Here is a 13,124-nt window from a genome sequence, read left to right on the forward strand (position 1 = left end):
TTAAGATTTTTGTGCCCATTTAAAGTAAGGGTAATTAAGGGAAAAGAAAAGTGGGTGACCTATAATGACGCGATTTATTCCATTCTTGTTTGTTGTTCTCTGGAGCTCTGGCTTTATTGGCGCACGGCTCGGTTTACCCTACGCCGAACCCGCAACATTCCTCTTAATCCGGATGGTTGCGAATATCGCGGTGTTTTTGCTGCTGGTGGCTATCCTAAGAGCTCGGATACCGACCGGCAGGGCGCTGGTTCACTGTATGGTGGCAGGCTTGTTGATCCACGGTTTTTACTTGGGCGGTACCTATATCGCGATTGGCCTCGGTATGCCGGCAGGGCTGTGCTCCCTGCTGGTAGGGTTACAGCCAATAGTGACCGCGCTGGTAATGTTCGGCTGTGCAGGCGAGCGAATGCGGTTGTCGCAATGGATCGGGTTGGCAATTGGCTTTGTTGGCATCAATCTTGTGCTGCAAGGGAATATGGCTTGGCATCAGGATGGTAGCCGAGAAGCCGCCTATCTGTTCACTTTCCTGGCTTTGGTGGGGATAACTTTTGGTACGCTTTACCAGAAAAAGTTCTGCCAAGGTATTGATATGGTGGGCGGAGCCGTATGGCAATATTTTGCGGCGGCTTTGTTGTTCCTGCCTTTGGCTCTGGCGACGGAAACCATGGTGGTACATTGGACCCCGACGTTTATATTTGCCCTGAGCTGGTTGGTCTTGGTGCTGTCGGTCGTCGCCATTTTATTACTGCTTTATATGGTGAAGCATGGTGAGTCATCCAAGGTGGCTTCGACCTTTTACCTCGTACCGCCAATGACGGCTTTCCAAGCCTGGTTGATTTTTGGTGAACGTTTTGACGAGTTCGGTGCCGCCGGTTTTCTGTTAGCTGCCATCGCCGTTTTCCTTGTGACGAGAAAGCCTAAACTGGCCGGCACGAACACTTACTCTTCGGCTAAGCCGGCTTCTTAAAAGAGGGGGGATCATCCAAGCGGCGGACAGGAAACCGAAGTCTTGGGCGAGCTGGTGATGGAAAATTGTTCAGCTGGTATTAATTGAACATCATTCAATTGTTTGTCATTATTGTGTCAATCTACAGTTTTGAGGTTGCATGATGATGAAAAGTATCATTAAGACGGGTCTTCTCGGTATGGCTCTGGGATGCTCTCTGCTTGTTGTTAGCCTGGAGCAAGATGCCCCTCATGCCGGCGAAGATACCCGTGGTTCTCTCGCGCAACAAAAGCCTGGTCAAGAAGTGAGTGGCCACAACCTAACGGTTAAATCCCAGCAGGCATATATTGCGGAACTGTACCGGGCGCGTGAAAAGCTTCAGTCTCTGGGGGAGGAGAACTCCGAACTGTACCTGTCGATTGAAAATGCCATTGCCCTTAACGAAGAGTTGTTTGATGACGCCGGTTATTGGCGGGCCCATTATTTGGGCCCTTCTTCGTAGGATACGGCGCAAACGGGGGGATCAGCCCTGTAACCGGTAAGGTGAGAAAATCTTCCCAACATCGACCTTGGCTTGGAGCCTCGCGGCAAGCAGATATAACCCCCCTAGCTTGCGGTGGAAGAAAATCGCATCGGCAGGTGGGGTATGCCAATAATTCTCTTTCATGCTCAGCGCCGTGCCGGCATCACGAATTCGACGTGCCAGGTCGGTTTGGCCGAAATCAAATTCGCCCACGGTCATGATCGGCTCACAGGCTTCCAGGCATAGCGCGATCACCGCCTCTTGCTGTGAGGCCGTGATCGGTTGACTGAAAAAGCCAATCTGGCGCAGGGCTGAGTTCATCGCCGGTTTATCATGATGCAGCGCTGCGCTGAGTAGTAGCCGGTAGCCTTCCGATACTCTGGACGGGTAAGCACGAGTTGCTCCGAAATCAAGTAACACCAGCTGCTGAGATTGCTCGTTGTAGAGGAAGTTGGCGAAGTTCGGATCGGTCTGTACCAGCCTGAAGTCAAACATTTCTTTGAACAGCAGTTCGAAGGCGAGCACCATAACATGGTTTCGTACATGCTGCGGCTGGTTGGTCAGCGACTCAACCGGCAGGCCGTCAACAAAGTTCATCGCGAGGATGTTTTCTGTGGTCAGCTCGTCGAAGACATACGGTATGACATATCTGGCATCGTGGGCCAGTAATTGACGGTATTGCTTGAGCAGCTTGGCCTCGAGCTGATAGTCCGCTTCTGCATGGAGCTGCTGCTTGGCCTGTTCCAGCAAATCCTGATAATCAACGCCCTTGGGCAGTAGCCCGGAGACACGCAACAGGGTAGCGACGTTATCAACATCGCTGTCGATACTTTGCTTGATCCCCGGGTATTGGATTTTCAGTGCAATTTTCTCACCCTGCCAGTTGGTGGCGGCATGCACCTGGCCGATAGATGCTGCAGCGACAGGGTAGAAGGAAAAGTTCTGGAACCGGTCTTGCCAGTCGATATCCCACTCCTGCTGCAGCACTGCATTGAGTTGGCTGATGGGCATCGCCTTGGCTTCTGCCCGAAGCCGGGCCAATAGCTCTGCCAGTTCAGGCGGTAGAAGATCCCCGGCATCCATTGACAGCAACTGTCCAACTTTCATCGCGGCCCCGCGTAACTGTGCCAACTGCTCAGCAACGCGCTTGGCATTGCTGGGGGTAAGCAATAACTCACTTGCTTTTGGGCGGTTTCCCTGGGCAAGTTGCTTCACCCCTTCGGTAACCATGCTGCCTGCCACGCGTGTCGCCAGTGAGCCAAGTTGCCCCAGGCGTGACAGACGGCTCTTGGGGACTGAGGCATATTCTCGGGCAGTCCCTGGCTTATTTTTACTGATGATGTTCTCCGGTTTCATATCGATTTACCCGTAGACTTTAATTATACAGTTACGTGCTGCCAAAGCAGTTGGTTCATATCGGCAGGGGCTGACAAGTAATGCCGATAAAAGACTATATTGAGCAAAAGTGACATAAAGAAAAGGCCAGCAGTGCTGGCCTCAGGTATGGTAGATAGTGATTGTTCGGTGTCTGGCTAAAAAGGATACCAGAAGAGCTGTTCGGCGGAGTAACGGTTGGCAAAGCCCAGGGCCAAGATCACGGCGATGGTAAACAAAACAGCGAAATCCGCCTTGGTCAGCGGCTTCAAGCTATACCAGCTGCGACGTTTGTGCTGGCCAAATCCGCGTAAGGTCATCGCATTGGAAATCACATCTGCACGGTCAAGGCTGGAGAAAATCAATGGGCCAAGAATTTTGGCCACATTTCTAATGCGGGTAAAGACCGGCGCATTTTTCGAGATATCCACCCCACGTGCCTGTTGGGCATGCATGATGTTGATGAAGTCCTTGGTCACTTCCGGTAGGTAGCGCAATGTCAGGCTCACCGCATAGGCAATACGGTACGGGACGCCTAGCTTATTCAAGCTAGCCGAAAACTCCGTCGGGTGGGTGGTAAACACGAATACCAGAGCGACTGGGAACATGCTGAAGTACTTCAGGGTAACGGTTATCAGGTAAAACAGGGTTTCCTGGGTTAGGGAGTAGTTACCCGGCAGCGGGATAAGTACGGTTTGGCTGCCCATATACTCAGTTCCCTGCTGCGGTGCAATCAGATACATGAACAAGGCATTGAGCAGCAAAACCGTTACCGTACCTGTCATCAAGGTCTTGTAGTTGGCCGCGGGAACACGCGAGAGGCGCAGCAGGCCAAACCCGACCAATATCATGGCAACAATGATGCGGACATCGAACGTCATCAGTACCATGGTGACCCAGGCCATAAACAAAATGAATTTGGTGATCCCATTTAGCGCGTGGAGAGGCGAGCCGGTATTGATGTAGCTAATACCGAATTTTATCTTATTGGTTTTCATGAAAGTGAGCCTGCCTCATGGTTAATGAAGCAACGAATAAAGTGATCAATACGTTCGATACCCAAGCTACTGGCCAGTGTATACAAACTGGTTACTGTCAGGTTGGCTTGTTCCAGCAAGGCCGGCTGGCTGAACACCTCGTTGACGGCAGAATCGGCCAGCAACTTGCTGTCGGCGATGACGATCGCGCGCTGGGTGTATTCAAGCACCAAATGCATATCGTGGGAAATGATCAAAATGGTGATCCCCAGCTTTTGGTTGAGCTCCTTGATAAAGCCCATCATGGCCGTGTAGTGGTGGTAATCCTGGCCCGCGGTTGGCTCATCGAGGATCAGCAGCTTAGGCTCCAGTACCAAGATAGTTGCGATGGTGACCCGCTTTTTCTGGCCGTAGCTTAAAGCGTCAATAGGCCAGTGGCGGTAGCGATCCAGCCCGCACAGCTTCAAAGTCTCCAGTACCTTGGCCTCGACTTCGCTTTCTGGCACCCCGCGGTTGCGCAGGCCGGAAGCGACTTCATCGAAAATCATATGGTGGGAAATCATGTGGTTTGGGTTCTGCAGCACAATACCAATGTCTTGGCTTCGCTCGAAAATGGAACGCGCGGCTAGGTCATGCCCTTCAAAGCAAATGCTCCCGCTGTCCGGCTCCAATACGCCCATAATCAAACGGGTGATCGTCGACTTGCCTGAACCGTTCTTGCCGAGGATCGAGACAAACTCGCCTTGGTTGACGGTAAAGCTGACACCGTCGAGGGTCTGGCGCTGATTATCGTAGGAGTAGCTGAGGTTTTTGACCTCGAGGAGGGGCGCCTCTTTAGATTCAGCCGTGACCATGTCACTTTGCTGGAACCAGTTGAGTACCTGCGGCTTGAAACGGGCGATATCGAGTGTCGACAGGTAGGCGGGTTTATCCGCTTGGTCGATGTCACAGCCGGCTGCTTTCAATGCAGAAAGATACAGGGGCTCGCGGATCCCGTGCTGGACCAGTAGTGGGCTTGCCAGCAGCTCGTCGGGTGTCATGTTGGCAACAATTTCGCCGCGCTCCATCAGGATAATACGGTCGGCATGGCAGTGCAGCACATCTTCAAGTCGGTGCTCGATAATAACTACAGTTTTGCCGGTCTCGCGGTGCAGGCGGTCGATTATTTCGATGGTTGACTTGCCCGTTTTCGGATCCAAACTCGCGAGCGGTTCGTCGAACAGAAGAATGTCGACATCGTCGACCATCACCCCTGCCAGCGATACGCGCTGCTTCTGGCCGCCACTGAGGTCGAAAGGCGACAGGTGTAGCATATCGTCGAGATCCATCATTGCGGCTGTCTCTTCAACCACTTGGCGCATCGGGCCCGGAGCAATCATCTGGTTTTCCAGGGCAAAGGCGATGTCTTCGCCGATGCTCAAGCCGACAAACTGGCCATCGGTGTCTTGCAGGACCGTTCCCACCATACTGGTACACTGGTGAAGATCCATCTGCTGGGTTTCTTTACCGTTGATTTTAAGGCTGCCGGTGATGTCGCCTTTGACCGAGAAAGGAATCAAGCCATTCAAGCATTGGCCCAACGTCGACTTGCCGCTACCGCTTGGGCCAACAATAACAACCTTTTCGCCTTTATTTATTGTTAGGTTGATGTTCTTCAGGGTTGGCTGTTGCAGCGCCCAGTATTTGAATGAGAAGTCAGTAAACTGAATAGACATGACTTATTCTGCCTCGATCAGGTTGTAGCTTTGCTGCTTGCGCTTTGCGACAGCGCTCAGGATGAAGTGGCCGACAATGGCGATCAGTACCGTGTTCCCGGCAGCAATGATCGTTAGCTGTGCCAGCACCTTAGTAAACGGTTCGGCGTACAGCACCGCGTCAAGGAAGGCCGAGCAGCCATAGCCCACGACATTGCCGATGAAAGCCAGGAGCACGAACAAGCAGAAGTCAATGTTGGAGAACAGCCCTTTTTCAATTCTCTCTTTGGTTATTTTGGGATATAGGCCAATGACCAGGCCGACGATCCCTGAGCCGAGAACCCAAGTTACCCATACGCCCCAGCCGGCGAAGAGGTCGGTGACCCAGTGGCCGATGAACCCGACAAGAAAGCCAACGAGAGGGCCGAATAACACGCCGAACAAGGCAAGTACTGCCATGGCGGGTTTGAGAGTGGTATTTGCAAAGACAGGAATACCAAACATAGGTAAACCACCAATACCATATAAGGCTGCACCGATTGCAATGAGCACAACTGTCTTGGCAGAGAGATTCATGACATAACCTTTTAAAGCTCTTGGGTATTTGCTTGTACATTGCCGGCCAAAAGGCTGCTTGCGAAGTCCAAAACAAACCCGCAATCATGTCGGGTCAGGTGTTGCAAATATCCATATTTAAGCAAGAGCAGTTATGCCGGCAGGCATAAGGACGCGACATGATACATGAACATCAAACAGAAGGGAAACCTCTACATCTAGACGTCTAACTCTTAGCCAAAATAGCCTGTCCTGCTGCTGGGGTGAACATTGTGAGGGGATATTACGTACCAAAGTCATGCTGTTAGCAGCAAAGCGGCAATACTCATCACAGCCAAGGCTATTGGACACGGGACGTTTGTTAATAGCTATCGATGGGCAATACTTTAATCATGGAAGGAGGCCATTTGGCTGGCAAGCAAAGCGAAGGCTTGGTTTGAGCGGAGGCTATCCTTGTGCAGAATGTGTTGCGAGATGTTTTTGCCAAATGAAAATTGTAGCTTGCCGAAAAAAAAGGAAATTTCTATAACTAGCTGCTTTTTTTAGACTTTGATGAATAAAGCGGAAGCAGACACTACTTATGGGTAATTGATTTAACATCTTGATTGCTTCAACAATATTACAGATTAGAGCTATCTTTTTGAGATAAATCTAACTAATTGGATAACTTGAATATTTCACTTTATTTTTTCCGAAATATAGTAAATACTGCTGTCCAAGCTATTTTATTTTGAAGCTTGTAAAAATTGACAAATCATTGTTTTGTCAAGCCTTAACTTACTACGAAAACATGCGCTGTTACACAGAAACTGCATGAGATCCGGTGGGAAGTTAAGGTAGAATTGGGTAATATCAGTAACAGCTATCCCGCCAATTCGGCTGGGTGCAGAGCCAAATCATATTGGAGATACAGCTTGATTAATGTATTCCTTGTAGATGATCACGAACTGGTTCGCACAGGGATCCGACGTCTGCTTGAAGATGTCCGTGGTATAAAAGTGGTAGGGGAAGCCGACAGTGGTGAAGAAGCCGTAAAATGGTGCCGTAATTCTCATGCGGATATCATTCTTATGGATATGAATATGCCTGGTATCGGTGGCCTTGAAGCGACACGTAAAATTTTGCGCTTTAGTCCTGATGTCAAAATTATCGTTTTGACCATTCACACAGAAAACCCGTTTCCGACTAAGGTGATGCAAGCAGGCGCTGCAGGCTACCTGACCAAAGGTGCCGGCCCTGACGAAATGATTAATGCCATTCGCATGGTCAACAGTGGACAGCGTTATATTTCACCAGAAATCGCGCAGCAGATGGCATTGAGCCAGTTTGCACCAGATTCGGAAAACCCTTTTAAAGATCTTTCTGAGCGTGAACTACAGATCATGATGATGATCACCAAAGGGCAGAAAGTGACCGATATTTCAGAGCAACTGAATCTGAGCCCGAAAACTGTGAACAGCTATCGTTACCGTTTATTCAATAAACTGGATATCAACGGTGATGTAGAGCTTACCCACCTTGCTATCCGCCATGGAATGTTAGACACAGAGACGTTGTAGTGTCGGAACGGTTTGACGCAAAAAGTTTTCTAAAAACTGTGACTCATCAGCCAGGTGTATACCGAATGTATGACCTGGCTGATGAGGTTATCTATGTCGGTAAGGCCAAAGATCTTAAAAAGCGTCTTTCTAGCTACTTCCGGGTGAATGTGGCGGGGGAGAAGACCCGCGCCTTGGTTAAAAATATTGCCAAGGTTGATGTCACCGTTACGCATACCGAAACGGAAGCTCTGATCCTTGAGCACAACTACATCAAGCTTTACCTGCCGAAATACAATGTCCTGCTCCGGGACGACAAGTCTTACCCTTACATTTTCCTCAGTGCCTCCGCTCACCCTCGTCTGTCGATGCATCGCGGTGCCAAGAAGCGCAAAGGCGAGTATTTCGGGCCCTACCCGGACGGTGGTGCTGTTAGGGAAAGCTTGCATCTGTTGCAGAAAATTTTTCCCATTCGCCAGTGTGAAGACTCAGTTTACGCCAACCGCAGCCGCCCATGCCTGATGTATCAGATTGGTCGGTGCCTTGGTCCGTGTGTTAAAGGGCTGGTGAGTGACGAAGATTACGAAGAGCAGGTCAACTATGTCCGGCTGTTCTTGAAAGGCAAAGACCGCCAAGTGATCACGTCGATGGTCGAAAAAATGGAGCAGGCAAGCCAGCAATTGGCCTTTGAGAAGGCGGCGACCTACCGAGATCAGATCCAGGCGCTAAGGCGCGTACAGGAACAGCAGTTTGTCAGCCACGATAGTGATGATGACCTGGACGTGATCGGCATCGCCTACGAAAATGGCATGGCCTGTATCCATGCGCTCTATATACGCCAAGGTAAGATTTTGGGCAGCCGCAGCTATTTCCCGAAGATGCCGCTCGATGCCGAGATAACAGAAGTGTTGTCCAGTTTTGTTACCCAGTTTTACCTCAACCAAGCCGAGGGCAGGGTGCTCCCGAGTGAGATCCTGCTGGGTGAGGCGCTCGGTGACGAGCAGGTTGTGATAGCGCAGACGTTGACCGAGCTGGCCGGGCGCAAAATCGTCATCAAATCCCATACTCGTGGCAATAAAGCCAAGTTCCAGCGGTTGGCGCAGACCAACGCCAGAACGGCGCTTACGAGCAAACTCAGCCATCGGATGACCGTCCATCAGCGCTTCACTGCCTTGCGTGAAGCGCTGCAGCTCAATCGCCTTGAGCGCATGGAATGTTTTGATATCAGTCACACCATGGGAGAGAAGACAGTTGCTTCCTGCGTGGTGTTCAATCAGGATGGACCGCTGAAGCAAGAGTATCGTCGCTATAACATCACCGGCATTACCGGCGGTGATGACTATGCTGCGATGGCACAAGCTTTAGCGCGTCGATATGGCTCACAAGTCGATCCGGATAGAATTCCTGATATTATTTTTATCGATGGGGGTAGAGGTCAGCTGTCAAGAGCGTATGATGTAGTTAATCCATTGATGGCAGAGTGGCCCAAGCGGTCGCTCTTGGTCGGGGTGGCGAAAGGAACGACCCGAAAGCCAGGGCTGGAAACGTTGTTGCTTACAACAGGCGAAGAGTTTTCAATGCCGGCAGATTCCCCAGCGTTGCATTTAATTCAACATATCAGGGATGAAAGCCACAATCATGCAATCAGTGGTCACCGTGCCCAGCGTGCAAAAGTAAGAAAACGTAGTGCTTTGGAAGACATCGAGGGTATCGGCCCCAAACGCCGCCAAGCATTGCTCAAATATATGGGTGGCCTACAGGAACTGAAAAAAGCTAGCAGAGAAGAAATTGCCAAGGTGCCGGGCATCAGTCGTGCGATGGCAGAAAAAATCTATGACGCACTGAATCATTAGGTTAGTGCGGTACATCTACACAATAAGAACGAAGAACTATGCGTTTAACAATCCCGAACATTCTAAGTTTTATACGGCTCATTTTGATTCCATTTTTTGTGATCACCTTTTATCTGCCGTATAGCTGGTCCCCTTTTGCGACAGCATTGATTTTCTTGATTGCTGGCGTAACCGACTGGTTTGATGGCTACTTGGCTCGTAAACTAAACCAGACAACACGTTTTGGTGCCTTTATCGACCCGGTAGCGGATAAGGTTATGGTCGCTGCGGCGATGGTTTTGGTGGTTGAGCATTATAATTCGGTGTGGGTAACCATACCGGCAATCACTATGATTGGTCGCGAGATCATTATCTCTGCCTTGCGGGAGTGGATGGCTGAATTAGGCAAGCGCTCGAGTGTTGCCGTGTCCTGGGTCGGTAAGGTAAAGACTGCTTCTCAGATGATCGCGTTAATTGTCCTGCTATGGCATCCAAACGAGTGGTTAGTTTGGATTGGTTACATTGCCTTGTATGTTGCGATGATCCTGACCTACTGGTCGATGTATATTTACCTCAAGGCCGCCAAGCATGATTTGCTGAACTCGGAAGACCTGTGAAGTAACTGAACTGTTGAAAAGCGGCGTAATAGCCGCTTTTTTTCTATGGAATGTCAACCTCTGAGCATGTTAGATCTACATTGCTCGCAGACCATGAATAGCCCGCTTTGGATAAGCTTGTGACACAAAACTGGTAGGTACCAGAGGCTGAACGGCTACGCCGAGAGTAGAATAATGCCGAACCCGTCTGTTCTGTGATTTTTTCTTCATCACCATCGCTAACGACGCCAGACCATTTACCGGTAACACTAACGCCTTCAATTGTTTGCCCGCTGCTATCAGTGACTGTTACGGTTGCTGAAGCTTGGGTTGCCTTAATATTCAGTGAGATGTTGTGGCTAGAGATCGCTAGGCTGTTAGACGGCGATGGCAGTGAAGGTTCTGGATAGTCAAAGGTACAATAACTCCCTTCAGTAAAACGTACATTTTTGAATTGCCCTAGAATAGGCATCACGGGGTAGGTAAATTCACCGGCCCAACCCGAAGCGGTGGCATCCACGGGCCACATATTCATCATTATCTTTTGAGTGCCGTCTGAAACTTTCGGGGTAGGGTCATTGGATGTACTGATAACGCTATACACCAGTTTTTTATTGATATACCAGTTAATCCCCGATTCCGACCAGTCAAAGGCATATTGGTTAAATGACTTTGAGGCATCAAAACCCAGCTCTATGATTTGCTCGTGACCATTGGCATACTGATCATCGTTGGTCCAAAAGTTAAGCTGAACCACACTGGTATCATTACCCAAAAACTCAATATCGATTTCATTGTGATGGCCATTGCCCCCCTGGACATTATCGTAAGGGCCCATAAAGGTAAAAAAGGCACTGACAACGCCACTGACAGCTGCTGGCCGCATTTCTACTTCATAGCACCCGTAGCCGTAAAAATCAGTGGTTCGCAGTTCGCCTGATGTGTAGTAATACCCCAGCAACGGGTCATCACTTAGCACTATGGCCATACCGTCAGTGCTAAAATCCAAGGCTGTTGAAGACCACGCGTTTAAGAATGGCGAACCGTTAGCCCATCCATCAGCGGCCTGCCAATGCCCGGCATCAAATGACGTCAGTGTGTCACTGAAACTTGGAGCTGAAATGATTTCAGTATGGTTTCCTTTTCCTTCTGGAGGAGCGGCTAGGCTGATACTGGAAACTAGCAATAGCGAAGGTGTTAATATGGAGTTATTGCGCATGGAACCCTCATTGAACGACTATAAAGCGAGAAAAATATAGCGGAGGATGGGGGTTTCATTTTTGGTAATGTTCTGAGAAATGAGAATGTCTCATGAGATATGGTGAATGATTGCCCGTTTAGTGCTGTTTTTAAAGCAATTGGTTGAAAATAAACCGAACAAGTTGGTTTTAATGATTTTTTTCGTGACACTCTTTTTGATATGTGTAAAATGGCTGCCATACCAACGGGGATAACCCTGAAGGTAACGGCGCGTTGGCAGAGTGGCTATGCAGCGGATTGCAAATCCGTGGACCTCGGTTCGACTCCGGGACGCGCCTCCATTTGCGACACTAGCTCAGTTGGTAGAGCGCAACCTTGCCAAGGTTGAGGTCACGAGTTCGAACCTCGTGTGTCGCTCCAAATAAAAATCTTACGGCAATTCGCGGTAAGACAAAGATGGTGTTTACTGTACTAAACGGCATCGCAAAGTATTGCGTGCCCTGGTGGTGGAATTGGTAGACACAAGGGATTTAAAATCCCTCGGCGTTCGCGCTGTGCCGGTTCAAGTCCGGCCCGGGGCACCATCTCATATTAAGCCCGCAAGCTTTGCTTGTGGGCTTTTTTGATCTCATCGATTTCCCTTTCTTTGACTCAGCAAGCTCTTCACCTTCTTTTTGCATTTCATACCGTATCTTCTTTTCTGGGCGTGATCAGCAGTACACTTGCACAGAGCGCTGCCGTGTACAGGTGGTAGTAAAGGTAATAATACAAGCGCTCTATGGAGAGAAATGGTATAGGGAGTCTTGAAAAGAAAAAGCCGTCGCACTAAGAGGGTACGACGGTAAAAGAATGTAGAACTCTTGATAAGGCTTAAATCATCAAGATAGGGCTATTATGTCACAAAACTCATGATTATCAATAAAATTGATAGGTAATTATGTATGAATAAGTAAATCTTTATTATTCTGGCAGCAGGCGGTTTAGCGAGGGCTTAATTGGATATCAATACATAAGCGTTATCAATGGTGTGATATCGGTTGAATAATTTACATGTATATCTAATGAACGTATAATCGCCCCGCGTAAAGTTAGTTTATGCTTTTAATTCGATTGGTATATCGTGGTCGATAGTTATTATTTTCAACAGTGAGGTTGGAAGTATTTTGGAAAACGGTAAGGATAAATGCAACCTAATAGTTATGAGCCTGAGTTCCTAGCCCATAGAATAAAAACCCTCAGAGAGTTTCGTGGTAAAACACAAGTTCAAGTTGCAAAATGTATTAATGTATCAAGAAGAACTTATATAGACATCGAGTCTAATAAAGCAGACATAAAATTATCAACTCTTTACCGTATTTGTGATTGTCTAAAATGTGAGGTCGCCGATCTGTTAGGCATCCAAAGCAAAGATAAAGGTATGGGTGAGAGAATTATTGAAATTTTTGAGAGCAATGGACTCATGGTCGTGAATATCCCCGAGGTGTAACCAGGCTGCTGCTCTCAAAAAAGAATATGTGTTCATAGGCAGTTTGATACTTTGTACAGTAACGAACTGCTTATTTATGCCCTCCCTCCTGCGCACTGACTATTTTCAACCCACCGTCTGCTAGCATTTTCAGTATGTTATCGCCCAAAGGGCGTGGCTGACATTGCTCATGCATCAATTCACAAACGCGACAACCAAGGCTGTCAGCAATCTGGAGCAGAGTCTTGACTTTAAGTGAGGTTTTGTTGGATTCGATATCGAGTATCGTTTTTCTGGATACATTAATGGATTCCGCAAGCTTTGACTGGGTTAAGCCTATTGTTTCCCTACGTTGCTTTATATTAAATGCGATTACTTCACAGCCGTAATCATAAGATAACATTCAAATTATCCTTGCTATATG

General features: G+C 48.7%; 12 protein-coding genes and 3 tRNA genes. 9 read left to right on the forward strand and 6 right to left on the reverse strand.

Annotation, left to right across the window (positions count from 1 at the left end; translation table 11 throughout):
- Positions 1-61 precede the first annotated feature (61 nt).
- Positions 62-967, forward strand: coding sequence for a DMT family transporter (locus PTW35_RS06320; protein WP_281027450.1), 906 nt, complete (start codon positions 62-64; stop codon positions 965-967).
- Positions 968-1,106: 139 nt separating this feature from the next.
- The gene (locus tag PTW35_RS06325; protein ID WP_281026977.1) at positions 1,107-1,448 is read left to right on the forward strand and encodes a hypothetical protein; all 342 of its coding nucleotides are present in this window, start codon (positions 1,107-1,109) and stop codon (positions 1,446-1,448) included.
- Positions 1,449-1,469: 21 nt separating this feature from the next.
- On the opposite strand, the gene PTW35_RS06330 is transcribed toward PTW35_RS06325, so the two are convergent.
- From PTW35_RS06330 to PTW35_RS06345, 4 genes are all read right to left on the reverse strand, one after another.
- Positions 1,470-2,825, reverse strand: a complete 1,356-nt coding sequence (locus PTW35_RS06330; protein WP_281026978.1) for an AarF/ABC1/UbiB kinase family protein — start codon at positions 2,823-2,825, stop codon at positions 1,470-1,472.
- Between the two features lie 176 nt (positions 2,826-3,001).
- Positions 3,002-3,841: an energy-coupling factor transporter transmembrane component T gene (locus PTW35_RS06335; protein ID WP_281026979.1), complete on the reverse strand. Its 840-nt coding sequence runs from the start codon at positions 3,839-3,841 to the stop codon at positions 3,002-3,004.
- Entirely contained in the window at positions 3,838-5,535 is a 1,698-nt protein-coding gene (locus tag PTW35_RS06340; protein WP_281026980.1) for an ABC transporter ATP-binding protein, read from the reverse strand. The genes PTW35_RS06335 and PTW35_RS06340 overlap by 4 nt, the downstream gene beginning before the upstream one ends.
- A gap of 3 nt (positions 5,536-5,538) precedes the next feature.
- Positions 5,539-6,090, reverse strand: a complete 552-nt coding sequence (locus PTW35_RS06345) for an ECF-type riboflavin transporter substrate-binding protein (RefSeq protein WP_281026981.1) — start codon at positions 6,088-6,090, stop codon at positions 5,539-5,541.
- An 893-nt stretch (positions 6,091-6,983) separates the two neighbouring features.
- On the opposite strand from PTW35_RS06345, the gene uvrY reads away from it, so the two are divergent.
- Genes uvrY through pgsA form a run of 3 tightly spaced genes read left to right on the forward strand, consistent with a single transcriptional unit; the run spans position 6,984 to position 10,056 of the window.
- Positions 6,984-7,628: a UvrY/SirA/GacA family response regulator transcription factor gene (uvrY, locus tag PTW35_RS06350; protein ID WP_039468571.1), complete on the forward strand. Its 645-nt coding sequence runs from the start codon at positions 6,984-6,986 to the stop codon at positions 7,626-7,628.
- Entirely contained in the window at positions 7,628-9,460 is a 1,833-nt protein-coding gene (uvrC, locus tag PTW35_RS06355; protein WP_281026982.1) for an excinuclease ABC subunit UvrC, read from the forward strand. The genes uvrY and uvrC overlap by 1 nt, the downstream gene beginning before the upstream one ends.
- A gap of 38 nt (positions 9,461-9,498) precedes the next feature.
- Positions 9,499-10,056, forward strand: a complete 558-nt coding sequence (pgsA, locus tag PTW35_RS06360) for a CDP-diacylglycerol--glycerol-3-phosphate 3-phosphatidyltransferase (RefSeq protein ID WP_281026983.1) — start codon at positions 9,499-9,501, stop codon at positions 10,054-10,056.
- A gap of 43 nt (positions 10,057-10,099) precedes the next feature.
- On the opposite strand, the gene PTW35_RS06365 is transcribed toward pgsA, so the two are convergent.
- Entirely contained in the window at positions 10,100-11,254 is a 1,155-nt protein-coding gene (locus PTW35_RS06365; RefSeq protein WP_281026984.1) for a family 16 glycosylhydrolase, read from the reverse strand.
- Positions 11,255-11,502: 248 nt separating this feature from the next.
- On the opposite strand from PTW35_RS06365, the gene PTW35_RS06370 reads away from it, so the two are divergent.
- The 4 genes from PTW35_RS06370 (at position 11,503) to PTW35_RS06385 (ending at position 12,721) form a co-directional block, all read left to right on the forward strand.
- Positions 11,503-11,576 (forward strand) — tRNA-Cys (locus tag PTW35_RS06370).
- 3 nt (positions 11,577-11,579) lie between these two features.
- Positions 11,580-11,655, forward strand: a tRNA-Gly gene (locus tag PTW35_RS06375).
- Positions 11,656-11,732: 77 nt separating this feature from the next.
- A tRNA-Leu gene (locus PTW35_RS06380) sits at positions 11,733-11,819 on the forward strand.
- Positions 11,820-12,418: 599 nt separating this feature from the next.
- The gene (locus PTW35_RS06385; protein ID WP_039468564.1) at positions 12,419-12,721 is read left to right on the forward strand and encodes a helix-turn-helix transcriptional regulator; all 303 of its coding nucleotides are present in this window, start codon (positions 12,419-12,421) and stop codon (positions 12,719-12,721) included.
- Between the two features lie 70 nt (positions 12,722-12,791).
- Here PTW35_RS06385 and PTW35_RS06390 read toward each other — a convergent pair whose 3' ends face one another.
- Positions 12,792-13,103 carry a helix-turn-helix transcriptional regulator gene (locus PTW35_RS06390; protein WP_039468563.1) on the reverse strand — a complete coding sequence of 104 codons (312 nt, stop codon included), beginning with the start codon at positions 13,101-13,103 and terminating at the stop codon, positions 12,792-12,794.
- Between the last annotated feature and the right edge of the window lie 21 nt (positions 13,104-13,124).

The sequence above is a fragment of the Photobacterium sp. DA100 genome (assembly GCF_029223585.1).
In the GTDB taxonomy this organism is placed as follows: Bacteria; Pseudomonadota; Gammaproteobacteria; order Enterobacterales; family Vibrionaceae; genus Photobacterium.

Coding starts and splice junctions, on each gene's coding strand:
- PTW35_RS06325 (WP_281026977.1), top strand. CDS start 1,107: ATGATGATGAAAAGTATCATTAAGACGGGTCTTCTCGGTATGGCTCTG.
- PTW35_RS06330 (WP_281026978.1), bottom strand. CDS start 2,825: ATGAAACCGGAGAACATCATCAGTAAAAATAAGCCAGGGACTGCCCGA.
- PTW35_RS06335 (WP_281026979.1), bottom strand. CDS start 3,841: ATGAAAACCAATAAGATAAAATTCGGTATTAGCTACATCAATACCGGC.
- PTW35_RS06340 (WP_281026980.1), bottom strand. CDS start 5,535: ATGTCTATTCAGTTTACTGACTTCTCATTCAAATACTGGGCGCTGCAA.
- PTW35_RS06345 (WP_281026981.1), bottom strand. CDS start 6,090: ATGAATCTCTCTGCCAAGACAGTTGTGCTCATTGCAATCGGTGCAGCC.
- pgsA (WP_281026983.1), top strand. CDS start 9,499: ATGCGTTTAACAATCCCGAACATTCTAAGTTTTATACGGCTCATTTTG.
- PTW35_RS06365 (WP_281026984.1), bottom strand. CDS start 11,254: ATGCGCAATAACTCCATATTAACACCTTCGCTATTGCTAGTTTCCAGT.
- PTW35_RS06385 (WP_039468564.1), top strand. CDS start 12,419: ATGCAACCTAATAGTTATGAGCCTGAGTTCCTAGCCCATAGAATAAAA.
- PTW35_RS06390 (WP_039468563.1), bottom strand. CDS start 13,103: ATGTTATCTTATGATTACGGCTGTGAAGTAATCGCATTTAATATAAAG.